This is a genomic window from Humiphilus diazotrophicus (genome assembly GCF_059726315.1).
In genome coordinates, this window is sequence record NZ_AP040870.1 from 2252591 (window position 1) to 2275523 (window position 22933).

Sequence of the window (22933 nt, forward strand, 5' to 3'; positions counted from 1 at the left end):
TCAGATTGAAGACTCGCCCTCTTGCAGAAACGCCACCATGGCGCGCATTGCAATTTTCCTCTTGCTTTCCAGAAGGAGAAGATGTGTCGCTTCGGAAATCTCCAGCCAACGCCGCTTCGAAGCACCAACCAGAGCACGGAAATAACCTTCAGCTAATTCCAGAGGCACATCCTGATCCCATTCTCCATGGACCAATAACACTGGAACGGTGATTTCTCCTGGATTGTAGAATGGCTTTCCTGCGGCCCAATACTCACGAACATCCGCCACAGCGCCACTGGGAGCACGAACTATATGCGACGACGAACTGCCGGGCCACGGATCACTTTCTAGAGCAGCTTCCAGCCATTGCTCAAACCAACCTTCGGGCAACAGGGATCTCCGCTTCTCCACTGGAACGCCATCAAACCAACGTTCACGAGCGGCAGGAACAGAAATAACGCGATAGGCGCCAAGCTCCCCACCATTGTCGATACGTGGCCTTTTCGATGTCACCCATTGCGGAGCCACGAGAATCAGCTTTCGAATCTTGTCATTATTACGACTGCTATAAGCACCCGATACACTGCCACCCCAAGACATTCCTATCAAGTTCAGCTGCTCAATCCCATTCTTATGCAGAACAAAGTTGACGGCTGAGGACAGGTCCCGTACAGCTACGTCCGTTCGAACAGCTGGAGGATTTTTCTCCGCCGCTACTTCCATCTCCGGCGGACGCGACGATCCGCCGTATCCGCGCACGTCCAAGGCATAGACGTCGTAACCGCGGCTGGCTAAATAATCGAGAAACGACGCTCCTTCGAAGGGAATATCAAACAAGACGCCACTCGGGTAGGTCGCCCCGTGCATTAAGAGCACTGTTCTTTCGGCAGAGGAATCCTGATGGGAAGGAATCCACTTATGCCGGAGGTGCAATCTGGTTCCTGGAGTATCACTTTCAATCATCAGATCCTCAGCAAGGATCGTTTCCTCTAGTTGTAAATCACGAATCTGCTCAACACTCACAGTTTTTCCTTCCTTGTCCTCAGAGATAACGCCATTCAAAACCATCCGTGCCTGTAGTAATTCGTCCGGCAGAGGTTTCAGGGAAATGGGAACTAAAATAAAATGCGCCTCTCTCTGCGGCAAATTGCAAAACCCACTCACGGGAACGCCGTGCTTTTTCTGCCGACTCACAATAGATCGAGTTCAGTTGTGGAAAGTAGACTTGCAGTGGATGATGCATCACGTCTCCGGCGAAAATTGCTTCCTCGCCATCGGCACGGAAAAGGATCGACATGTGCCCGGCACTGTGCCCGAAGGTCGGCACGAAAGTAAAGCCGTCCAGAACCTCTGCCCCATCCGGCCCAACCGGCTGCGCCTGTCCTGACTCGATGATCGGCAGAATACTGTCCAAATAGATCTGATACCGCCAGTCTTCCCTGTTTGCTGGATTTGTATAGAAATCCAGCTCCTGCACAGGAAAGAGATGTTTCGCGCGAGGGAACGTCGGAACCCAGCGTCCATCGATCAGCTGAGTGTTCCATCCAACGTGGTCAACATGGAGATGCGTATGCAGAACATAATCAATCTCCTCGGGAACTGCACCTGCAGCTTTCAACCTTTCCAGATACGGCTCCTGTAAATGATCAAGTACAGGAAATCCTGTGCGTGACTTTCCATTTCCAGTGGCTGTATCAATCAGCACGGTATGTTGTGAAGTACGCACCAGCCAGCTGTGAATACTGCGTAAGAGACCTTCTGAGGTCCATTGCCGAACTGAATCTGACGAATCCGGTTTCAAAAGATTGGAACTCCACTCCGGATACAACGCCTCAGGAGGAATCGCATCGAGCAGAATCTCAGGGACGCGCGTGACCGTAGCCTTCGCAAGCTCGTATGTTGTTGAGATTTGGTCAAGAACCGTCATTTCAATCGTTTCTCCTTTGGTTTTCGAGCTTGTTTCGCTTCGAATACAAAATCAGTCTAGAAATGAACGGCCTCGCGATATGCCATAATCTTGCGTTTCTATGTCACGGATTTGCTTTCTACGGAGCGAAATTTCCCGCGTCCATTACGGAGTCAGCTCATCCAATAGGCACCTACTTTAAATAGGGGTTCAGGCATTCCATGCAACACTCCGCAGCCTCTCCACAAACAATCAAACGGGGTCCTTCGTGGGAGGATCACAAGATAAAGGCACCTGTAGCCATCTTTCGCCAGATGCTTGCTCCGCAGCATTCCGAGCAGGAACACAAGTTGTCGCGCTATCAGTTCTCAATCCAGTTGGGCAGCCCTGCACAGGTCGAATTACTCCAGGACGGGAAAAGGGCAACCGGCATACTGCATTTTGGAGACCTGACCTGGACACCCGCAGGCGACTCTTGCCGTGGCATCTGGCATCAACCGCGTGAGGTCGGCTTCGTTACTTTGTCGGAAAGCTTCGTGCAACAGACGGCAGATGAGGTTGGAGTCTCCTCCCTGCCCAATCAAGCCTTCTTCAAGTTCAACGATCCCCTTATGCGAGAACTTGTCCTGGCACTCGTAAACTGCGAAAGCGAAGATCGCCTCTATCGGGAAAGCCTGGCCAGCACACTGACGGTGCACCTGCTAAGAACTATTGATATCCCGGGACGTAAGTATCTGCCTGAAGCAGGAAAGCTTACTTCCAGGCAGCTACAGTTAGCAATCGACTACGTCGAGGGCCGGCTTAACGATGAAATCGAACTTCAATCCTGGGCGAAAGAGGTTGGTATGAGCCTCTATCATTTTGCCCGCCTCTTCAAAAGGACCACAGGACTTGCCCCGCATCAGTTCGTTCTACAGCGCAGAGTTGAACGGGCAAAGTCCATACTGGCAGCAAGCGACACGCCCTTTAGCGCTGTTGCTTACGACTTAGGCTTCGCAAGCCAAAGCCACTTTAACCGGGTCTTCCGCCAGCATACACAAATGACTCCAGGGGAATGGCGCTCTTCCAGACAATAGGTATCAGGACGATTCAAGGAGAGGTTCCTGTGGATCTTTCAAGCCGATACAAAGAGTACATCGCGTGTTTAAACAGAAGAGATCTCGCCTCGCTCGGGCAGTATGTGCATGAAGACGTCACGTACAACGGCAAGCGGATTAGCCTGGACGGCTACCGAGCCATGCTCGCTGGCAACTACGAGGATATCCCCGATCTACACTTCGACATTGCACTCCTCGTAATGCAGTTCCCCTTCGTGGCGGCAGTTCTCCGTTTCGACTGCCATCCAAAGGCGAAATTCCTTGGCCTCAGTATCAACGGCCGTCACGCATTGTTCAGGGAGAATGTCTTTTACATGTTTCATGAAGGCAAGATCCAGGAAGTCTGGTCTGCCATCGATAAAACCGGACTAGAAGAAACCCTCCGGTAGCATTGAAGGCATCGAGAAACACCCATACATCCCTTGTAAGGCCAACTCTTCCGGATACCGCAATATCCGAATATCTCTCTATAATCTTGAGCTGTGGCATAGCTGGAAGCCATATCTTTATTTCCGATATCTACAATCTCACGTCACGGAGTCTATGTGGTTTCAACTGCCAGGAAATGCTCTCCTATGATTGTTCGCCTGTTCAGCCTCATTTTTCTCTTTACCAGTGTTCTTTTTGCACAAGACAATCCCGAGTGGACTCAGCCCTTTCCGCCGCATCGTGTTATAGGAAACATCTATTACGTCGGAAGCAAGGATCTCGCGGCTTTTCTGATTACCACCCCACAGGGACACATTCTGATTAACAGCAATCTCGAAAGTTCGGTGCCTCAGATCAAGAAAAGTGTCGAGAAGCTCGGCTTCCGTTTCAGCGATATCAAGATCCTATTGATCAGCCATGCACACTTCGATCACTGCGCCGGAAGCGCCCTAATCAAGAAGCTGACCCATTCCGAGTACATGGTGATGGATGCCGATGTCAAAGAAATCGAAGATGGAGGCAGAAGCAACTTCCAGTACTCCAAGTCTCCAAGCATGTTCTATAAGCCCGTAAAAGTTGACCGGATTCTGCATGACGGAGACCAGGTCAAGCTCGGAGATGTCATTCTCACCGCCCACAAAACTGCCGGACACACCAAGGGGTGTACGACTTGGACGATGAAGGTGGTTGAGGGTGGAAAACCCTACAATGTCGTGATAATTGGCAGTCCGAACGTTAACCCCGGATATAAACTTCTTAGGAACCTTGATTACCCGGAGATTGCACAGGACTATGAACACACCTTTCAGACCCTGAAGGCACTCCCCTGCGACGTCTTCCTCGGCGCCCATGGAAGCTACTACGATTTGTCTGAAAAATTTGCCCGTCTGAATAAGGGACAAGCGAATCCGTTTGTCGATCCGGCAGGTTATCAGCAATACGTTTCAGAGCGCGAACAGGCATTTCGGTCAGAACTGGCCCGTCAAGAACATCAGAAGTAGTAGTAACTCACCTTACCCCTGGAAGGTTGAACGCCTTTCCAGGGGCCTAAAGATTCAAAGTTGATCTCTGGAAAAGAAATAGAAAACCGCCTCTGGGCAAGGAACGCTCCAAGGCTCCAATACTTTCCCACCTACGGGGACAATTGTTACAATTGTGTTAATAAAGACTGACGGGCTAAGCGGGTACGATTCCCTACCTTTGCCAGCAAGAAAGAACCCACACCCATGAATGTCTACATTCTTCGTCACGCCAGTGCTGGAACACGGCGTGCTAATCCAGTACTGGACGCTAAACGCGGACTCGATAAGGAAGGCAAGGAGCAGTGTCTCTTCATCGCCAGATTCCTGAATAAGCTTGATATCCAGTTTGACCTGATTGCCTCGAGCCCCTTAAAGAGAGCACTCCAAACGGCTGCGCTCGTTGGCAACGAAGTCGGATACGACACAAAGATCCAGCCGACCGAGGTATTGGCTCCTCTGGCAACGGTAAAGTCGTTTACGGAATTTATCGGTAGTATTTCTAACTGCGAAAACGTGCTTTTGATCGGGCATAACCCGAACCTCCAGCATTTTCTCGGCTCGCTGATCGCTGCGCCAGGGAAGGCAAATGTCCGGCTCCGCAAAGGTGCGGTGGCACGTGTCGATCTGGACAGACGTCCGGGAACATTACTCTGGATCTTCGATCCCAAGTTGCTGAAGACTGCTTACACCAGCGTGACAAAAAGCTCACGCCGGAAGATTTCCAAGAAGTAGGCAGCTTCTTTTCTCAAGGACCACATCTCCAACTCCGCACCGGTACGCCCCTGATAAAGTTCGAACATCACGCGCTTGGGATAGACTCCGATTTTGACCTTTACAACGTCGCTAGCCCGATCCTGATTGAGTGCCACAGCCAGACGCAACAATGCCCCCGCCTTTTTCACATTCTCATGCTCGGCTACCGGGATGTAGCGCATGGCCCGATCTGTCGGCTCAGGGCGGCTCTTCCCTAAATAACGCGCAATGGCAGAGACAACCGTCCGCTGCAGGCGTGTAAACCCGTAGAGCTCAGAGTTGGCAATAATGTACTGGGCATGCCGATGATGTCCCTGATAGTTCAGGAATTTTCCCACATCCTTCATCATCGCGGCAGCTTCCAGCCAATGCTGGTAATCCGGCGGTAGATTATGTACCCGCTGCAACTCCCGGAACAATTGAGCAGAATGCCCGCGAACAGCCTCGGCCTGCTTCAGATCTACGCCATAGCGAGTACAGGCAGCCAGGATTCCCTCCCAACGCTCCTGTTCGAACTCGCGGTGTGCCGTGGTTCTGGGCGACTGGAGTTCGGCTACCATCTGAGCCAGGATTCCGTCCCTCAGTCCAGAGGGAGAGTAGCGAAATCCGGGAAGAGAATAGCTCTCCAGCAGTTCCGAGTAGACGTAGGCTCCGGCAATGATGATCTCGGAGCGACGAGGGCCAATGCCCGGGATGGCGCTACGATCGCTATTTTTCAGCTTTACCAGCTTATCGGCCAAATGGCGGACAGCTGGCGTAGGCACAATTTCGGAGTTCTGCTTCTTCTTGGCTCCTTTGGTCGACGCCTTCGCCACTGTCTTACCGGCATCAGATAAGGCCGCCGCCGTTCCAGATGTGGCAATTACCAGAATCTCTTTCCCTGCCTGTGCATGCACCACCTTATGGGCGCGACGCAATTCACGAGCAATAAACTGCTTCATCCGAGCAACTTCCTGGCTATCAGGAGGATCGGTGGGTAAAAACTCGTGGGTCAGACGAACAGCTCCCAAGGGCAGACTGACAGTTTCTACAATTCGTTTCTTGTTGGAATAGGTAATCTCGCAGCTACCGCCACCGAGATCTACCAAGATGACTCGTCCATCCGTCCCCGACTCTGTATTCATCACCCCGTGATGAATCAGGCGGGCCTCTTCCAGACCGGAGATAATCTCGACGGTCCAGCCTGTCTCGGCCTGAACCCAGGCAATGAAGGCCTGAGCATTACGCGCGTCGCGCATGGCCGCTGTAGCTACAACTCGAATCTGATCTGCGCCAAAGGACTGTACTGCACGTTGAAAGCGCTTCAACGCCCGGAGAGTACTCGCCATCGCGTCGGGCGAAACTAATCCCGTTTCAAAGACACTTGCGCCCAGCCGTGTGACTTCACGGTCTTCATGAACCACCTTCAGACGGTTCTGCACAATTCGTGCAATCTTCAGCCTGCAAGAGTTTGATCCGATATCGATAGCCGCAAAGGTCTGCATCGTTCTCCGTTTCGTACCCTAGATGAGCACATCCATTCAACAGGCGATGCACTCCAACAGCATTCTTCACCGGATCACACTAAAACCCGAATGTTTCGATTGCTGCATCATCATATCGCCGGTCAGAGGTTTCTGGCATTCTACAAGGGGACGAATACGATGAGGATGCAAATTTGTCCTGGCCGCAACGGCACAAGCCGATTCCATCACCATTGATTTTTTTAAAGGCGCATCGTCGCGGGAAACACCAACGGCCTCACCTCATTGTTCTTTTCATCAAAAGGCTCCAGCCCCCGGGCTTAAGCACCACTCCTCCACGCTCAGCGGCCATTGCTCGAAGGTAAGAGACGCAATTTCAGTTTCTCCGTAGTTTTCAGAGCTTCCTGATATTTATGAGCTACCTGCTCTTCCAACTGTCTTACCAAATCGGCATCATCATTCTTCAGTGCTGCTGAAGCTTCTTCCGACAGAACCAGCCAGTCATGCCAGGCCCCAATGGAATCCTGAATCTTCTTGATCCAATCACCAACCTGCTTTGCTTTTGCGCTCTGCCGAGCAGACTCCGTCAGATATCGAGCCTTCTTGATCTTCTTGCGGAAATCGTGAAGCGTTGAGGCGTTCAGCTGAGGAATTTCCGTACAGACCCGGACGAAGACCTTCAACGCAATGCTGGCAGGAGAATCCTCTGCCCTCCCGGCACGCACCTTGTGACCGTAATTCTCAAAAAATCTCCGGCTGAGTTTTTCAACCTTAGGCAGACGCTTTTCAACCTGTTTCCGCAGCCGAGCGGCGTAGCGGTCACGTCTGTTACGTAACCAGTCGTCCAACAATTCTGCCTGTTTTTCCAGGAGGGTCTTTTCCTGTGGACTAGGAACGCTCTTTTCCAGCTCTCCCTGTTTGCCCTCTTCGTGCAGCTTGCGCCCGGCTTTGCCGATACCGGTGTACTTCTCCATCAATTTCCGATGGACGTCCAGATCCCGAACCTCTCCCGCCGCTCGACGAATTTTCTTCATCTGCCGCATCCAGGACTCTGCCGACTTTCTTAGAACCCCGTCTGCAAGCTCTCCCCGCTCGAAGAGGGACTCCAGTTGAGCTTCCAAACGACGAGTTCCGGTACGGACGCGATGAACTTCTTCCACTCCGGGATTCTCCAGTGTGCGCTGCAAATCAGCGATCCAGACGGAAGTCAGATGTCCGAGCCAGCTATCGGCAGAGTTGGAAGAAGTCTGGTCCGCACCTCGCCCCTTTCCCGAATTACGAGAATTGTTCCATATAGAGGTATTCATTGCGCTCTGCCTCCTTCCCAGGCTCTCAGACTGATATTCTTCTTCTTGAATTCAGAAACGATCATGAACTCTCCTTCAGCGACCTCTGGCCGGGGCCGGAGCACTTCTCCCTTCCTTGTGTGGACGCTGCTCTTGGCAGTGTTTTTTGCTGTTCACTTTACCGCCCTCTTTCAGCCTCCTCTGTTAGACGACGCCGATGCCACCCATGCACAGGCAGCCCAGCACATTCTCGAAAGCGGGGATTGGGTAACCTTAAAGGTCAATGGTATCCGTTATTTAGAGAAGCCTCCTCTTCCTTACTGGATTGTGGCTCTCGACTATCGCGTCTTTGGGGAGAACTCCTTTGCCACACATTTACCGATAGCCCTCTCGATTTTGGGTTGCACGATACTCGCGTGGCTATGGGCAAAGCAAGCTTGGGGCGATCGATCAGCCCTCTATGCTGCCCTTGGGATGCTGACTTCGGCAGGGGTTTTTCTCTTCACACGGATCTTTATTCCAGAGGCGTTGCTAAGCTTCTTTCTGGCACTCGCTCTTTATTGCTTTCTGACTGGTCTTGAGTACTCGAGGCCTGGACGGATCTACGTAACCTGGGCAGCTCTGGCACTCGCCGTCCTGACCAAGGGGCTGATCGCTCCGGTTTTCTTCTTCGGAGCCGTCATCCCCTACTGCATTTTGAGCGGCCAATGGCGCCGCTGGAAGCAGATGCAGATTTTCACGGGCCTGCTCCTCTTCCTGGCAATTGCCGCCCCATGGCATATTCTGGCCGGTCTGCGGAACCCGGACCAGGGACATCCCTTAGGCAACATTCCGACACCGGGCAATGTTCACGGCTTCTATTATTTCTACTTCATTAACGAACATGTCCTACGTTTCCTCGGTCACAGATACCCTCACGATTACGCCAAACTGCCAGGAATCTATTATTGGGCGCTTCATCTGGTCTGGCTCTTTCCCTGGAGCCTCTTTGTTCCGGTTGTTATTGCCAGAGCGTGGACGACCCGTAAGCAGTGGATGGAATACCTGCGGCCCCATCATGGAGACACGGTAGATTTCTACATCGACAACGCGTTGCGCACTGACGTAGCAACCTACGTCGGGCAATTGAAACTCCGCACACGCACGACATGGCTGCTTTCTCTCTTTGCGGCCTTCATCCTTATCTTCTTTGCCATTTCGACCAACCAGGAGTACTACACCTGGCCAGCCTATTTCCCTCTGGTTGTACTGATGGCTGGAGCTCTGGCACGTGTCGAACAAAGCGATAAAGAGGAGGGCAAGGGCTGGCTCACACTCTCGCATGCGGCATTATGCGTTTTCGGTTTGGCAGCTTCGGGAGCTTTGGCCTGGGGACTATGGGATTCGAGGAATATCCCCCACGTCAATGACATTGGCGCGCTGCTGGCACACCGCGAGGTTGCCGGCTATTCGCTCTCGATGGCTCACTTCTTCGACCTGACAGGCCCTTCGTTTGCAGCTCTTCGCCTGCCTGCAGCTCTGGCCGCCATCGCACTCTTCGTCGGACCACTCTTGAGCTGGGCCTTCCGTGCAGGAAAGAAGCATGTCGCAGCGACAACTACGCTGGCTCTCATGGCAGCTCTCTTCCTGATCGCCGCACATATCGCTTTCGGACGCTTTGCACCAATGCTTTCGTCGAAACCAATGGCGGACATAATCAACCAATACGGCACGCCGAACGACACTTTAATGCTGTACGGAGATCAGGCAGACGGATCGTCTGTGATCTTCTACACGCATAACCGGCTACATCGTCCTGCTTACCTCGTAGAGGGCCGCTCTACTTCTATGATCTGGGGGTCTTATTATCCGGATGCCCCCAAGGTCTTCCTGGAAGATAGAGATCTTGTTTCTCAATGGCAAACAGGATCACGCAAGTGGTTGTTTGTTTCCGGAAACAAGCACGCACATGTCGAACAGATCCTTCAGGGGCAGCTCTATCCTGTCAAGGAATTGGCAGACAAAACACTCTACACGAACCAGCCTATTGTTCTGCATTAAAAACAGCTGCAATATTTTTAAAATTGCAGAAAAAAGGCATGTGCATTTAGCACATGCCTTTTTTCTGCTAAGTACGCCAACCTAGAACTTGTCACAACACGATGAAACTTCCAGCGGTAATCAGGTGCAGCGTCCTTTGACGGAAACATGCATTAAGTTTTATCAGATTTGCACTAACATCTCCGGGCAATTTATTATCATCCCGCTATGATTGAATAACCGAAGGGCAGCACCCGGTTAGGTGCTGTAATGAGGGGATACGACCATAGTGATTTCATCCCTCCCGATCTTCGTACCTGGAGACGGGAAGTAAATCGATCGATATGCAAGATGACACCGCGTAAGAGAAGCAGAATCTCATAACTCAAAAGCACGCGGGCCTCATCTCTCCTTTTCTTTTTCGTCCCCCGGATCGGAATAAGGATCAATCGAAATGAAATGTTCTATTCTGAAAGCCCTTGTCGTCACAGGCTTAGTGGCACTCAGCCTTCCTTCTTTTGGACAAAAACTAACTTGGCCTAAAGATGGCGGAACTCAAGTCTTCGGAGATATTGGCGGTTCCGGTGACAGACATGGAGTCGCAACAACCATCTTCCACGGCCAAATCTATATGGCTTATACCAGCGCATCGAGCTGCGATGGCTCAGGTGAATGCACCGTTTACATCACCAGCAAGCAGTATGGTGGAGTCTATGGATCATATAACCGTGTTTACAACTCCGGCTTTGTTAACACAGGCTATGCCGTCAGCACAGATAATCCAGCTTTAGCGACAGCTAAAGTTAATGGGCAAGAAGTTTTAGTTCTTGCCGTAAATTCCGGTGGATCACTGGGGCTCCTCACCTCCACCGATGGATCGACCTGGGCATTGCATGGAATCGCTGGAGCAGCTTATTCCATCTCCTACTCTCCATCCTTAGCCGTTGACCCATCGAACCCCAACATGGTTTACCTGGGCCTCCAGAATGCAAATGGGAATACTCCACTTTTATGCCCATTCAATGCTGCGTCTCCTGCCAGTGTCAACTGTCAGAATCTCAGCAATTTCTTTGCAATGTGGTTTAATCCTGCCCTAGCCTTCTGGAATAACCAACTCTACATGGGCTTTGAAGAGCGCAGCTCCCACTGCTTATATTTCTATCGATACACTCCTTCCTCCAACAGCTTTGAGTTCTGGAGTCCAAACAGCTGTTCCGAACGGACATCGGCATCACCGTCCTTAGCTGTTCACAATGGATATCTTTATGTGGGCTTCAGCACGAATGACAGCAGTAAAAAGTTCACAACACTGATAAGTACCAATGGAAGTGACTTGGGCAATCGACAACAACCAGCATGGAAGATGGATGGCCCCCCAAACCTTCTCGACCTGAGCCCACTTGGCGTAAATTATCTCTATAACACCTTTGCCTATAGTAATAACGCCATTCAGATCTACGGCTATTAATGCATCCTCTACCTCAAAGTCAAACACGCAGTATAACTGCCGTATTGGGGATTGCGTTGCAATCCCCAATACGGCCAATCGATTCCATTTCAGAGGACCATTTCCCATGCTTTGTCGGATTGCGACTTTATGTTTTCTCGTTATATGCGGCATAGAATCATGCCTCCTGCATGCTGAAGAAGAAAACACAAGCAGCTTGTCCGGCACGGTAAACACTAAACAGTATGGACCTGTTTCAGCCGATGTTTTGATCTACCGCCTTGATGTTCAAGATGGCATGATCTTTCCGCGTCTTTCCTGTACGACCAAAGCAAGTGCCCAGGGGAACTTTCGTTGCGAACGTTTGCAGGCTGGCGTTCATATCTTCGTGGCTACTTTCCCCAAGACCCCGGCGCTCAACGTCGAGCAATCGGACACCGATCCAATGCATCCTAAGCCATCGCCCAGCCAATCGAAACCTAAGTTTCCACTCTTCGCGTTTTATCCGAATCCGAGCGAGCTGCCGATCACAAGCCTTATCCGTCTTGCTAAAGGGCAATCTCAAGCCATCGACATCTCTATCGATGCTGAGGAAACATCAACGCTGAAGGCAATTCCTGCCCAGGGAGAAGCTAGCGGGCAGATACAGATCTTCTTACAGGGAGAGGACTTCATTATTCCACTTAACACGCAAGCGGGTATCGATCCTCTGGACGGCCACTATCAGTGGGAGGCAATACCGCCCGGCACTTACAAACTGGTAGAAAACTGGAGTAGAGGAAGCGAAGTACACCGTGCCGCACAGTCAGTAACACTGCCCGCAACCACGACGAAAGAGATTTCTCTCTTGGGGAATCAGTTCTCTACTGTTCAGGGGAAGGTGGTAGATGAAAGCGGAAAAACAGTTACAAAAGCAAGCCTCATTCTAGATGCCTCCACAGAGAAGCAAACTCTGCACTACAGATCCTCCACCAGACAAGACGGATCTTTCGTCTTCAGAGACGTCGCTCCCGGCTATTACAGAATTGCATTTAGGGCTGGCAGTCATTCGTATATCGGGCAACTTTCCATTGGCGGTAGGCTGTCGACGAACAACCAGTTGTCGGTGGAAGACGGGACGTCTGCACAAACTCTTGTTCTCACCAGGATTGCAGCAAATGCCTCTATCTCGGGAATTCTGAGGATCAATGGCACAGCGCCGAAACCGGGCGTAGTTATCCAGTCCGTCGAATCACACACGGCTATGGTTATACCCAGCTCAGAGAATGGAACCTTTACCGCCAGCGGCTTTGCACCTGGAGAATATCGGATCTATGGATGGGAAGATATTACTGCAGTTCCATACAACAGCCAGGCGTTCTTATCCCGGTACACCGACCATGCTGTAACAGTGCATCTCGATGCAAGCTCCGCACAAACCGGAATACAAGTCGAATGCAACCGATCCGATTTCCAGTAACAACTTCTCAGTTGCTCTATGTTGTCACTGTAGCTTCGTGCTTATCGCTTTGACCTGTAGACGTACTGCGCATTAATCCACCGAAACCAAGTTCATAGATCTCTCCGCGCCACAGGATCTTATTGCTGGCATAGCTGGCAGCCCAGAAACAGAACCCCATGAAATCGCGTATCGGATAAAGCAGAGCTACGCGCCAGACAGGGCGCTCTTCCAGAGCCGAACCACCCACTAGCACGGCCATTATCATCCGAGTCAGCACGCTCCAGCCCAGAGAGGCCAATGCCAGCGCCCAACTTCCGGCAAGCAAACCGGCAAAGGCTCCAAGCAATCCGAAGGGCAGGCTGAAAGTAAGAGAAGTCCCAAAATGTCCTTTGGGACGGGAGAAGCGAGTGCTCTTCATCCAGCGCACCTGATGCTTCATGGAAGAGACAAAAGTCGAATTCAGGATCATGTGATCGATGACATGATCGCTCAAAACCACCGTGTAGCCGCGTTCCGCTATCAGATTGCCCAGAACAAAATCGTCGGCGCAATAGGCACCCAGAACACCGAAGCCACCTATTTTCTTCACGCATTCGCGACGAACAGCCATGGTTGGCCCAAGGGTGAAGCGCATCCCCTCCAACATTCGCGCCACCAATACGCCGGAAGTCATCTCAATCGACATCCCGGCAGCCTCAAGACGTGCCCAAAAACCGCCATCGGCTGCAACACCGCGATAAGGACACGTGACCGAGCCTACATTGCTGTCCTGGAAAGGCTCCACAACTCCGGAAATATAATCCGGGGTTACGCGAACGTCGCTATCGCTGATGATAAGAATGTCATACCGCGCAACTACCGCCATCTTTTCAAGCGATCCAACTTTCGCGTTGATATAACGCGGCTCACCGGTGGTGAGGAATTGAACAGGAATATGCGGATAGCGCGCTGCAACTCTGCGTGCCGTCTGCAAGCCTTCGTCGTTTTCATGACGTGCGCAGAATAGGATTTCGTACTTGGGGTATTGCTGCTGAAAAAAGCTCTCCAGATGCTCTTCCAAATGAGGTTCAGCACCATGTACCGGCTTCAGAAGGCTGACGGGAGGCGTAAAGAATTTGTTCTTTCGGTTGCTACGATTACTCAAATAGCTCCGAGTTCCCATCAAGACCAAGATCGAATAGATGGTCGACGTGAATAAGCCAAAGAAGCTGATACCGAGGAGGAGTTTCGTGATCAAAACGCAGAAATCCTAGTCTCTCTACACAGGTAGAGGGGTAGAAAAGTTTAGGCGGAAGCAATAGTCCAACAACAATAGAAGGGGGGATTCGTAGTGAATCAGCGCTTCTTCTCAGCAGACCGCGGCACCATGACGGGCTTCCGCAACGGCACAATAGCAGAAGCGGAGGAAGTAGGCTGACCGGCTTGCTGCATTCGTGTCACCATCTCTGATCGTACATAATCCACGAAGCTTTGCATCTGCCGGTTCATCTCCTCCATGCGTTCCCGCATTTGAAGGATAATGGCGATTCCGGCAATATTCACGCCTAAATCTCTTGCCAGATTCAAAATGAACTCGAGCCGCTCCAGATCTTCGTCTGTATAGAGCCGGGTATTCCCTTCAGTACGAGAAGGCTGAAGCAGCCCCTCCCGCTCATATAAACGAAGCGTTTGCGGATGAATCTCGTACATCTCGGCAACCGCCGAGATCATATATGCGCCCTTAGATTTCCGCTTCGTCGCCATTCTTCAACCCCGAACTAATCATTTCTATAGCAACTTACTTCTGCGATGTAGAACTGATCTTTGACGGAGTTCCTATACCGTCATCACTTTGCTCAATTCGACATCGAAACCAAATGCCTCATCTCGCACACTCTTTCCCCAAGATCCAGCAAATTTACCGCGGACATGGGGTAAAAGTTGAGTTCATTCTTCTCCACGAAGGCAAAAAGAACAAGACTCAAAACCGATTCCGCAAATCATCTACCCCTACAGTCTGCCAAAAATGGCACTGCGTGGATCTTCGGGATTGAGACGTGCAAATTCTCGCAAAATTTCCTTCGACCGCTCATCTTTCAACTGCGGCACCACAATCTCTACCGTCACGATCTGATCGCCGCGGATTCCATCCTTTACAGCCGAAGGAACACCCCGTTCGCGCATTCTCAGTTTCTGCCCGCCCTGTGTGCCGGGCGGAATCTTGAGCTGTGCACGACCATCGATCGTAGGTACTTCAATCTTCGATCCCAGTGCAGCTTCTGCCATCGTAACCGGGACTTTGACATGAATATCGTCGCCTGAGCGAGTAAAGATAGGGTGATTGCCGATCTTCACCGTCAAATACAGGTCGCCTGCGGAACCTCCGCCGACGCCCGCATTCCCCTTTCCGGCCAAACGGATACGCTGCCCGTCACGAGTTCCCGGCTTAATCCGGAACTCTACTGGTTCGATCTTGCTTTGCGTCCCCTGTCCGGAACATGTCGGGCAAGCATTCTGCATCTTCCCGGAACCGGCGCAACGGGGGCACTGGATATTAAACTTCATGCGCCCGCCCATTTGAGTTACCTGACCGGAGCCATGGCACTCTGGGCATTGGACAGGACCTCCCGTAGAGGTCTTCCCTTTGCAGGTTGGGCATATATCCTGACGCTGTACCTGGACACGCGCCGTGCCGCCTTTGATTCCAGTCCAGAAATCTACATTTACCTGGTATTCAAGGTCGGTTCCGGATTGAGGCCCCTGTGGGCGCTGTTGCCCGCCTTGCGAGAATATTCCGGAGAAGATGTCCCGGAAGCTTCCCCAGGCAGACTGACCGCCGCCCGGACTCTGATGGTGCCCTGCATTTCCCTGGAATCCAGAGAAATCAAAGCCTCCGAAGTCAAAAGGAACTCCCTGCTCTCCAGGACGTCCATAACCACCCCGAGCAGCAGCTTCTGCAGCCGCTGGATCAATCTGATCCGAGTAGAAGCCTAACTGGTCGTAGATCTTACGCTTCTTCTCATCACTCAGAACATCATTGGCCTCGGAAATTTCCTTAAAGCGCTCCTCTGCCTTACGATCTCCGGGGTTCACATCAGGATGATATTTACGCGCCAGCTTACGAAATGCCTTGCGAATCTCCTCGGCGGTTGCTGTCTTCTTCACACCGAGCGTCGCGTAGTAATCCTTGTGTTGTGTCGTGGACATGTGATCTCAAATTACGCCGGGACTCTTCAGCCCCGCTTTACACATTACACCGCTTATTCCTTGCGCCTTCCTCACTCAACTTCAATTCAGAATCCGGCAGCCTTCAATCTCTTCCCAAAAGGACTTTTTGTGAAGACCGTCGCCGTCAGCGAGGAATTGCATTACCGCATGGGAAACCAGAGCTTCGTTCTTGCAGCTGGCCTGTACCCCGAGGTACTCAACGAATCCCAGGGCAAGCCTATCATGTTTGAGCCCGGCTCCAGTATCAGCTACTGAACTGATAACTCTAGAGTTCCCTCTTCGGGGCTGCAAGACTCTTTTGAAAAGCTGAAAAGCCGGCGCCGGGGTTGCTCCAATGCAGCTTCAGTCATCCTGCGAGCACCAACTTCCGCAGGGAATTCCGCATATCCGGAAGATTGCTGCATTGGGCGCGCCGCCTTATTCCTCTAGTTCCACACCAACCTTGCTTCTACTGGCTCTAGCCGCCAAAAGATATCCGGTTCCACCCGGCTCATTTTGGAGACAAACTGCTCCGCCTCTTCCCGAGTATTGAAGACCATCTTGCTATAAACCTGGCCAGCTCGGAGTTGTTCACACTGCCATACAGTCTGGGTCATAATCAACGCTCCGCTTTTCTCCCACTGAAAACTCTGGGGCGTCCCAATACCGCATGAGCCGCCCCACAACCTCTCTACAGTGGACTTTTTTGCCATCCTTACGGCCCGAATTACTAGCGCCGTAGGGGCTTTTGGCCACTACCTCAGAATTTTCTAACCTTTACTTCTGTTCATCGACCTGTAACTTCAAGGGATGAATACCACTTATGTGTGGATTCATCCCCATATAGTTACTTCTTGTCCTCTACATCCACATACTCGGCGTCGATGACACCCTCGTCCTTCTTCTCCTCGGTGGTCCCGGCCGCAGCCTGAGCACCGTCGGTTGGAGGAGCAGCGTTTCCAGTCGAAGCATTAGCATTTGCCTTGTACATCGCCTCTGCCAGCTTGTGAGAAGCCTGGGTCAGCTTATCCTTGGCTGCATTCAACTCAGCCGGGGAAGGCGTGCCCTCAAGGGTCTTCTTGGCTTCGGCCAGAGCCGCTTCTACTTCGGACTTCTCCGCTCCGGAGACCTTGTCGCCGTTGTCCTTCAACATCTTCTCGATGTTGTAGACCAGATTATCCAAGCCATTGCGGGCTTCGATCTCGTCGCGCTTCGCCTTGTCCTCGGCGGAGTGCGCTTCAGCTTCTTTAGCCATCCGTTCCACTTCGTCCTTGCTCAGACCCGAAGAAGAGGTGATCTGAATACGCTGATCCTTGCCGGTTGCAAGATCCTTTGCGGCTACGTTCAAGATGCCGTTCGCATCGATATCGAAGGTAACTTCGATCTGAGGAACGCCACGAGGAGCCGGAGGGATGCCGCTTAGCTTGAACTTGCCCAGCGTCCGGTTCTGCGCAGCCATCGGGCGCTCGCCCTGCAGTACGTGAACCTCAACCTCGGTCTGGCTATCCGCAGCCGTCGAGAAGGTCTCAGTCTTCTTGGTCGGAATTGTGGTATTACGCGGAATCATCGGCGTAGCCACTCCGCCCAGAGTCTCGATTGAAAGAGTCAGCGGCGTCACGTCGAGCAGGAGCAGATCCTTTACTTCTCCAGCCAACACACCGGCCTGAACCGCGGCTCCGATCGCAACTACCTCGTCCGGGTTCACACCACGGTGAGGCTCTTTACCGAAGAGCTGCTTTACCAGTTCCTGAATTCGAGGCATACGGATCTGGCCACCGACCAACACGACCTCATCGATCTTGCTGGCGTCTACACCGGCATCCACCATTGCCTTCTTGCAAGGCTCAAGAGAACGCTGCAGCAGGTCTTCCACCAACTGCTCCAGCTTGGCGCGGGTCAACTTCTTGACCAAGTGCTTTGGACCGGTTGCATCGGCTGTAATAAACGGTAGATTGATCTCGGTTTCCAACGTAGTCGAGAGCTCGATCTTGGCCTTCTCAGCGGCATCCTTCAGACGCTGCAAAGCCATCTCGTTCCCCTTAGACGTCAGATCCAGACCCTCATCCTTCTTGAACTCGTCGATGAGCCAGTCCACAATGCGCTGGTCGAGGTTGTCGCCGCCCAGGTGAGTATCGCCATTGGTCGACTTCACCTCAATAACACCCTCGCCGACTTCCAGAATCGAGATATCGAAGGTACCGCCACCGAAGTCATATACCGCGATGGTTTCGTCCTTTTTCTTATCCAGACCGTAAGCCAGAGCAGCTGCCGTAGGCTCGTTCACAATGCGCTTGACGTCCAAACCTGCAATCTTGCCGGCATCCTTGGTCGCCTGACGCTGGGCATCGTTAAAATATGCCGGAACTGTAATAACGGCTTCGGTTACAGATTCGCCCAGATAAGCTTCCGCAGCCTTCTTCAGCTTCTGAAGAATCATTGCCGAAACTTCGGGCGGGGTATATTCCTTCCCCTGCGCCACAACGGCAACGTGATCGCCCTGCTGGACTACTTTATAGGGCACCATCTTCATTTCGTCGTTCACTTCATTGAAGCGCCGCCCCATAAAGCGCTTAATGGAATAAACCGTGTTGTCGGGGTTGGTAATCGCCTGGCGCTTTGCCACCTGTCCTACCAACCGTTCACCGCTCTTTGCGAAGCCAACAATGGAAGGGGTAGTACGGCCGCCTTCTTCGTTCGCAATAACCTTTGGCTCTCCGCCTTCCATCACGGCGACGACAGAGTTGGTCGTGCCGAGGTCAATACCGATAATCTTTGCCATGGTAGTTACGTCACTCCTAAAACATGCGTCCGATTTGCAGCTTCGCATGTGAGTCACTTATTGTCAACCTATCTGATGATATCAGTAGCGCCCCGGATGCACCAAAAAGAATCTTCTTTTTGAGCCTTCCGGCATCATCCTGACCTCTTATGGAGTGGATATCCTCGAAACAGGAAGACGCCTGCATCTCAATATGTTTTAGGCAGGACCCGATTCCGCGAAAGACCCTGGTACCGATGGCAGCAGAGATTACATCTTCAAATTCCAGTGCTCACGATGTAAATCCTTGGATAATAGCAATTTCCGTCATGTTGGCGACTTTCATGGAGGTGCTCGATACCGCTATCGCCTCCGTCGCCCTGCCCTACATTGCAGGTAGTTTGTCGGCCAGCAACTCGGAAGCGACCTGGGTATTAACCAGTTATCTGGTTGCAAACGCAGTCATTTTGCCGGCAAGCAACTGGTTCTCCTTGAAATTTGGCCGAAAGAGATTCCTGATCACCTGCGTCGTGATCTTTACGATTGCCTCCTTCTTCTGTGGAGCCGCCCCCTCGTTGGCCTTCATCCTGATCGCCCGAGTCATCCAGGGCGCTGGAGGGGGTGCCTTGCAGCCGCTCTCGCAATCGATTCTCCTGGAAAGCTTTCCGCCAGCTAAGCGAGCGGCTGCTATGGCCTTCTTCGCCTTCGGGATCGTGGTCGCTCCGGTTCTGGGCCCAACCCTTGGCGGCTGGCTAACCGACACATATAGCTGGAGATACGCGTTCTACATCAATATTCCGGTCGGAGCGCTGGCTGTCTTCATGATCAGCCGCTTCGTCCATGACCCGCCATACATCAAGAATGCAAAGGTCGGCCCCTTCGATAATCTCGGCTTTGGACTGCTCGCGGTCTGGACCGGATGTCTACAAATCGTTCTTGACAAAGGGCAAGAAGACGATTGGTTTGGAGCAGTCTGGATTCGCTGGGCGGTCTTCTTTCTAGTTGTCGCCCTCGTATGGTTCATCATCCACTCCTGGAGAAAGAAGCAGGCCCTGGTTAATCTGCGCATCCTGAAAAACTGGAATTTCGGGGTTGGCTGTTTCTTGATCACCATGCTCGGGGTGGCAATCTATACGACCATCACCATCCTGCCGTTGTACTACCAGGAGATTCTCGGCTACACCGCTTTTACGGCCGGTCTGGTCGTAGGACCTCGTGGCTTGGGATCTATTGTCGGAATGCCGGTTATCGGATGGATAGGCAACAAGATAGACAATCGTCTACTTTTGACCTTGGGATTCGTGGGATTTGGCATATGCTCCGCAATCTTCGGAAACGTCAACCTCGGAATAAGTCCAACAACACTGTTGGGCCCAATTCTGATCACGGGATTTGCGCTGAGCTTTGTCTTTGTCCCAATTACCACCCTGGCATATGGGACTTTGCGCAACGAGGAGATTGGCAACGCCAGCGGTATCTTCAATCTATTGCGTAACATCGGGGGCTCGATCGGTATTTCTACGGCACAAACGCTCTTAATCCGACGGGCAGACCTCCACCAGGTGCAAATTGCAGGGAGCGTTCCCTCTTCGAACTACTGGTTGCAGGAGCGAGTTGCAAATCTCTCCAATTTCCTGGGCAGAGGACTTGGACAAGCGGCTGGAAATAAAGGGGCCTACGCGACCATCTATCGACAACTGGAACAACAAGCGTCCTTATGGGCCTTTGTCGACGTCTTCCGCTGGACAGCGCTACTGGCATTCCTCTGTGCAATAGCGGTCTGGCTATTCCGCAAAGTAGATCCGGGAAGAAAAGCTCCTGCTGGAGCCCACTAACAGGTCACGCCCGAAAGCACTGAGAGGTGGTTCCTTTTCGCTCTCAAAGGGCGAGGAGGTATCGCCATATTCTTTCGGGCTGCATCCGACGAAGGAGATTGGTATTTCCGTCTCTTCTGAGCCCCTCCGGACGTTACAGATGAGATTCTCCTAATTACTAAAGATGAATATGGAGGCTTAGTCTATATACATGAAGATTACTCCCCCTGTTGTACGAAAACCTCTTTATTTTGTTGCACTTTTAACTCTTGCGCTGGCTACATTGGGCCCAATATCAAAAGCCGAAACCGGCGTTTATGCAACCTTTACCGCAGGCAAGACCGGATCTCCCAATACCGACTGGATTTACGGCCCAACCGTTGGAGCCTACTTTGATTCCAAGCACCTCCCGGTTGTGGAATGGGGAGCTGATATAAGAGGAGTCTTCCTCGGAGGCAGCGGCAAAAACCAGATACAAAGCGGTTTGGTCGGACCCCGAATTGCCGCACATCTTCCTGTCATCCCCATAAAGCCCTACGCTGAAATGCTGGTAGGAGTGGGGCACGCTCAGGCCAACCAGAGCTCCGCGACGAAATTTCAGTACCAGGGCTTGATAGGCGCCGATGTCACAGTACTTCCGCGCATCGACTGGCGAGTTGTGGAATTCAGCTATGGCGGACTTCCCAGCTTCAATGGAGGAACGAATCCCAAGACCATAAGTACTGGTGTGGTCTTCCGTGTCCCCTTCCTATAAACCATTCGAATAGCATTTAGACAAACGCTCCTGAAGACCGCTGGCTTCAGGAGCGTTTGCATTAGCGTCAAGGCTTTTGAAGCCCTGAGAATCCTTCTCGATAACGCAAAGATCCTCTCCTTGTCCGCAGGAAACACTTCCTGGCGTTAAGGTTAGAGACATATGAGAAGAATCAATTCCTCTGATGTATTGAAACGCTTTTGTTTTGTTTTCCTTTTTGCTCTTACGCTAGTGACACTTTCCACTAAAGGATTAGCGCAGACGGGTATATATGCCACCTTCACTGCGGGGAAAACTGACCTGCCAAATACTGACTGGATTTATGGACCCACAGTAGGAGCTTATTTCGATTCCAGCCATTTTCAGGCGCTGAAGTTAGGTGCCGATGTTCGTGGAACCTTTCTGGGCGGCAGTGGCAACACACAAATGCAGAGCGTGCTTGTTGGACCAAGAGTTGCCGTTCATGTACCCACGGTCCCGGTGAAACCTTATGCCGAATTGCTCATCGGAGCAGGACATATACACGTTGGGCAAGGCTTCGCCGAAAGCTCGGAAACAAAATTTCAGTATCAAGGGGTTTTCGGTGCCGATGTAACCATACTTCCGCGCTTTGATTGGCGCGTTGTGGAATTCAATTACAGTGGTTTATCCGACTACGCTAACGGCATCCACCCTAAATCCATCAGCACTGGATTAGTCTTCCGGATTCCAATGCTATAGACCGTCAGCGGAGAAAGGGCGCGGTTCAACCGTGCCCCTCTCACATCTACTTCTCCACCATCCACACCTTCTCCAAGGGCTGAAAACTTCGGCTCTCGGGCTCATAGGCATCAATTGTTCCGGCAAGAATGTCGTAGTACCAACCGTGGACCTGTAGAGTTCCCCGCTCCAAGCCTCGAGCAACTTCAGGATGTGTTTTCAGATTTTTCAGCTGAGCAACGACATTGGCCTGAACCAGTCGTTCTAGAGGAATTTCTCCGTTCTGCAAGTCACCGCAGAGTCCGGTAGACTTCCACCCCTCATCCACATAACGAAGCCACTGCTGTGTCGTTGGCAGCCCCACCAAAGATGTTCGCCGGACCGCAGCCTTGGCAGCTCCGCAATCCGAATGTCCACAAATGATGACATGCTTTACCTTCAAAACTTCAACGGCATATTCCACCGTTGAAGAAACGCCACCAGGAACATCTCCGTAAGGAGGCACAACGTTTCCAACGTTTCTGCAGATAAACAGATCGCCCGGCTCAGTCTGAAAGATGAGATCTGGGACTACACGGGAATCGGCACAGGTAATAAACAGAAACTCCGGAGATTGTCCCTCAGAAAGAAGGTGGAAATGATCTTTTCTCTCCGGAAAAGCTTTCTCGCGAAAACGGGCATAACCATCAAGCAAGCGCTTCATCGCAGTTTTTCATCTCCTCCTTTACCCTATCTGGAAACGCCCCAAACCGCCAACCTCTGCTTTCCGTACAAGGAGAAGTTCTCCCCAAACAATTGACGCCAACATCAAAGTGCCCACTTCCCGCCAGAATATGGCTGAGGAAATGGGCGGCAGAGGCTTGCGTTCCCAATATCT

Annotated in this window: 21 protein-coding genes; 11 read left to right on the forward strand and 10 right to left on the reverse strand. The window is 51.9% G+C overall.

Going from position 1 to position 22933, the window contains the following annotated elements; translation table 11 throughout:
- Both AC6I7T_RS10400 and AC6I7T_RS10405 read right to left on the reverse strand, forming a co-directional pair.
- Complete coding sequence (locus AC6I7T_RS10400; protein WP_497793317.1) at positions 1-1005, reverse strand: alpha/beta hydrolase; 1005 nt, start codon at positions 1003-1005, stop codon at positions 1-3.
- A gap of 19 nt (positions 1006-1024) precedes the next feature.
- Entirely contained in the window at positions 1025-1909 is an 885-nt protein-coding gene (locus AC6I7T_RS10405; RefSeq protein ID WP_497793318.1) for an MBL fold metallo-hydrolase, read from the reverse strand.
- A gap of 200 nt (positions 1910-2109) precedes the next feature.
- On the opposite strand from AC6I7T_RS10405, the gene AC6I7T_RS10410 reads away from it, so the two are divergent.
- The 4 genes from AC6I7T_RS10410 to sixA all read left to right on the forward strand — a co-directional run bounded on the left by AC6I7T_RS10410 (position 2110) and on the right by sixA (position 5168).
- Positions 2110-2964: a helix-turn-helix domain-containing protein gene (locus AC6I7T_RS10410; RefSeq protein ID WP_497793319.1), complete on the forward strand. Its 855-nt coding sequence runs from the start codon at positions 2110-2112 to the stop codon at positions 2962-2964.
- A gap of 29 nt (positions 2965-2993) precedes the next feature.
- Positions 2994-3374 (forward strand): ester cyclase, encoded by a 381-nt coding sequence (locus AC6I7T_RS10415; protein ID WP_497793320.1) that lies wholly within the window; start codon positions 2994-2996, stop codon positions 3372-3374.
- A gap of 186 nt (positions 3375-3560) precedes the next feature.
- Positions 3561-4415 carry a subclass B3 metallo-beta-lactamase gene (bla, locus tag AC6I7T_RS10420; RefSeq protein ID WP_497793321.1) on the forward strand — a complete coding sequence of 285 codons (855 nt, stop codon included), beginning with the start codon at positions 3561-3563 and terminating at the stop codon, positions 4413-4415.
- A 225-nt stretch (positions 4416-4640) separates the two neighbouring features.
- The gene (sixA, locus tag AC6I7T_RS10425) at positions 4641-5168 is read left to right on the forward strand and encodes a phosphohistidine phosphatase SixA (protein ID WP_497793322.1); all 528 of its coding nucleotides are present in this window, start codon (positions 4641-4643) and stop codon (positions 5166-5168) included.
- Here the strand turns inward: sixA and ppx are convergent.
- A complete protein-coding gene (gene ppx / locus AC6I7T_RS10430) occupies positions 5120-6673 on the reverse strand; it encodes an exopolyphosphatase (RefSeq protein WP_497793324.1) in 1554 nt (517 codons plus the stop codon). The genes sixA and ppx overlap by 49 nt on opposite strands.
- Before the next feature lie 320 nt (positions 6674-6993).
- The gene (locus tag AC6I7T_RS10435) at positions 6994-7959 is read right to left on the reverse strand and encodes a CHAD domain-containing protein (protein ID WP_497793325.1); all 966 of its coding nucleotides are present in this window, start codon (positions 7957-7959) and stop codon (positions 6994-6996) included.
- Positions 7960-8022: 63 nt separating this feature from the next.
- Between AC6I7T_RS10435 and AC6I7T_RS10440 the strand changes: the two genes are divergently transcribed.
- From AC6I7T_RS10440 to AC6I7T_RS10450, 3 genes are all read left to right on the forward strand, one after another.
- Positions 8023-9978, forward strand: coding sequence for an ArnT family glycosyltransferase (locus AC6I7T_RS10440; RefSeq protein WP_497793326.1), 1956 nt, complete (start codon positions 8023-8025; stop codon positions 9976-9978).
- 433 nt (positions 9979-10411) lie between these two features.
- Positions 10412-11425, forward strand: a complete 1014-nt coding sequence (locus AC6I7T_RS10445) for a hypothetical protein (protein WP_497793327.1) — start codon at positions 10412-10414, stop codon at positions 11423-11425.
- A 196-nt stretch (positions 11426-11621) separates the two neighbouring features.
- Positions 11622-12863: an MSCRAMM family protein gene (locus AC6I7T_RS10450; protein ID WP_497793328.1), complete on the forward strand. Its 1242-nt coding sequence runs from the start codon at positions 11622-11624 to the stop codon at positions 12861-12863.
- A gap of 16 nt (positions 12864-12879) precedes the next feature.
- Here the strand turns inward: AC6I7T_RS10450 and hpnI are convergent, their stop codons facing one another.
- The 3 genes from hpnI to AC6I7T_RS10465 form a co-directional block, all read right to left on the reverse strand.
- Positions 12880-14082 (reverse strand): bacteriohopanetetrol glucosamine biosynthesis glycosyltransferase HpnI, encoded by a 1203-nt coding sequence (hpnI, locus tag AC6I7T_RS10455; RefSeq protein ID WP_497793329.1) that lies wholly within the window; start codon positions 14080-14082, stop codon positions 12880-12882.
- Positions 14083-14180: 98 nt separating this feature from the next.
- Positions 14181-14588, reverse strand: a complete 408-nt coding sequence (locus AC6I7T_RS10460; protein WP_497793330.1) for a MerR family transcriptional regulator — start codon at positions 14586-14588, stop codon at positions 14181-14183.
- A 246-nt stretch (positions 14589-14834) separates the two neighbouring features.
- Positions 14835-16031, reverse strand: a complete 1197-nt coding sequence (locus tag AC6I7T_RS10465) for a DnaJ C-terminal domain-containing protein (RefSeq protein WP_497793331.1) — start codon at positions 16029-16031, stop codon at positions 14835-14837.
- Between AC6I7T_RS10465 and AC6I7T_RS10470 the strand changes: the two genes are divergently transcribed.
- Positions 16032-16307 carry a hypothetical protein gene (locus AC6I7T_RS10470; RefSeq protein ID WP_497793332.1) on the forward strand — a complete coding sequence of 92 codons (276 nt, stop codon included), beginning with the start codon at positions 16032-16034 and terminating at the stop codon, positions 16305-16307.
- A gap of 170 nt (positions 16308-16477) precedes the next feature.
- On the opposite strand, the gene AC6I7T_RS10475 is transcribed toward AC6I7T_RS10470, so the two are convergent.
- Both AC6I7T_RS10475 and dnaK read right to left on the reverse strand, forming a co-directional pair.
- Positions 16478-16648: a hypothetical protein gene (locus AC6I7T_RS10475; protein ID WP_497793333.1), complete on the reverse strand. Its 171-nt coding sequence runs from the start codon at positions 16646-16648 to the stop codon at positions 16478-16480.
- A gap of 230 nt (positions 16649-16878) precedes the next feature.
- Complete coding sequence (dnaK, locus tag AC6I7T_RS10480; protein WP_497793334.1) at positions 16879-18810, reverse strand: molecular chaperone DnaK; 1932 nt, start codon at positions 18808-18810, stop codon at positions 16879-16881.
- A gap of 236 nt (positions 18811-19046) precedes the next feature.
- On the opposite strand from dnaK, the gene AC6I7T_RS10485 reads away from it, so the two are divergent.
- The 3 genes from AC6I7T_RS10485 (at position 19047) to AC6I7T_RS10495 (ending at position 22077) form a co-directional block, all read left to right on the forward strand.
- The gene (locus AC6I7T_RS10485) at positions 19047-20624 is read left to right on the forward strand and encodes a DHA2 family efflux MFS transporter permease subunit (protein WP_497793335.1); all 1578 of its coding nucleotides are present in this window, start codon (positions 19047-19049) and stop codon (positions 20622-20624) included.
- A 190-nt stretch (positions 20625-20814) separates the two neighbouring features.
- Positions 20815-21357, forward strand: a complete 543-nt coding sequence (locus AC6I7T_RS10490; protein ID WP_497793336.1) for a hypothetical protein — start codon at positions 20815-20817, stop codon at positions 21355-21357.
- A 162-nt stretch (positions 21358-21519) separates the two neighbouring features.
- The gene (locus AC6I7T_RS10495) at positions 21520-22077 is read left to right on the forward strand and encodes a hypothetical protein (protein ID WP_497793338.1); all 558 of its coding nucleotides are present in this window, start codon (positions 21520-21522) and stop codon (positions 22075-22077) included.
- A gap of 46 nt (positions 22078-22123) precedes the next feature.
- Here AC6I7T_RS10495 and AC6I7T_RS10500 read toward each other — a convergent pair whose 3' ends face one another.
- Entirely contained in the window at positions 22124-22759 is a 636-nt protein-coding gene (locus tag AC6I7T_RS10500; RefSeq protein ID WP_497793339.1) for a carbonic anhydrase, read from the reverse strand.
- Between the last annotated feature and the right edge of the window lie 174 nt (positions 22760-22933).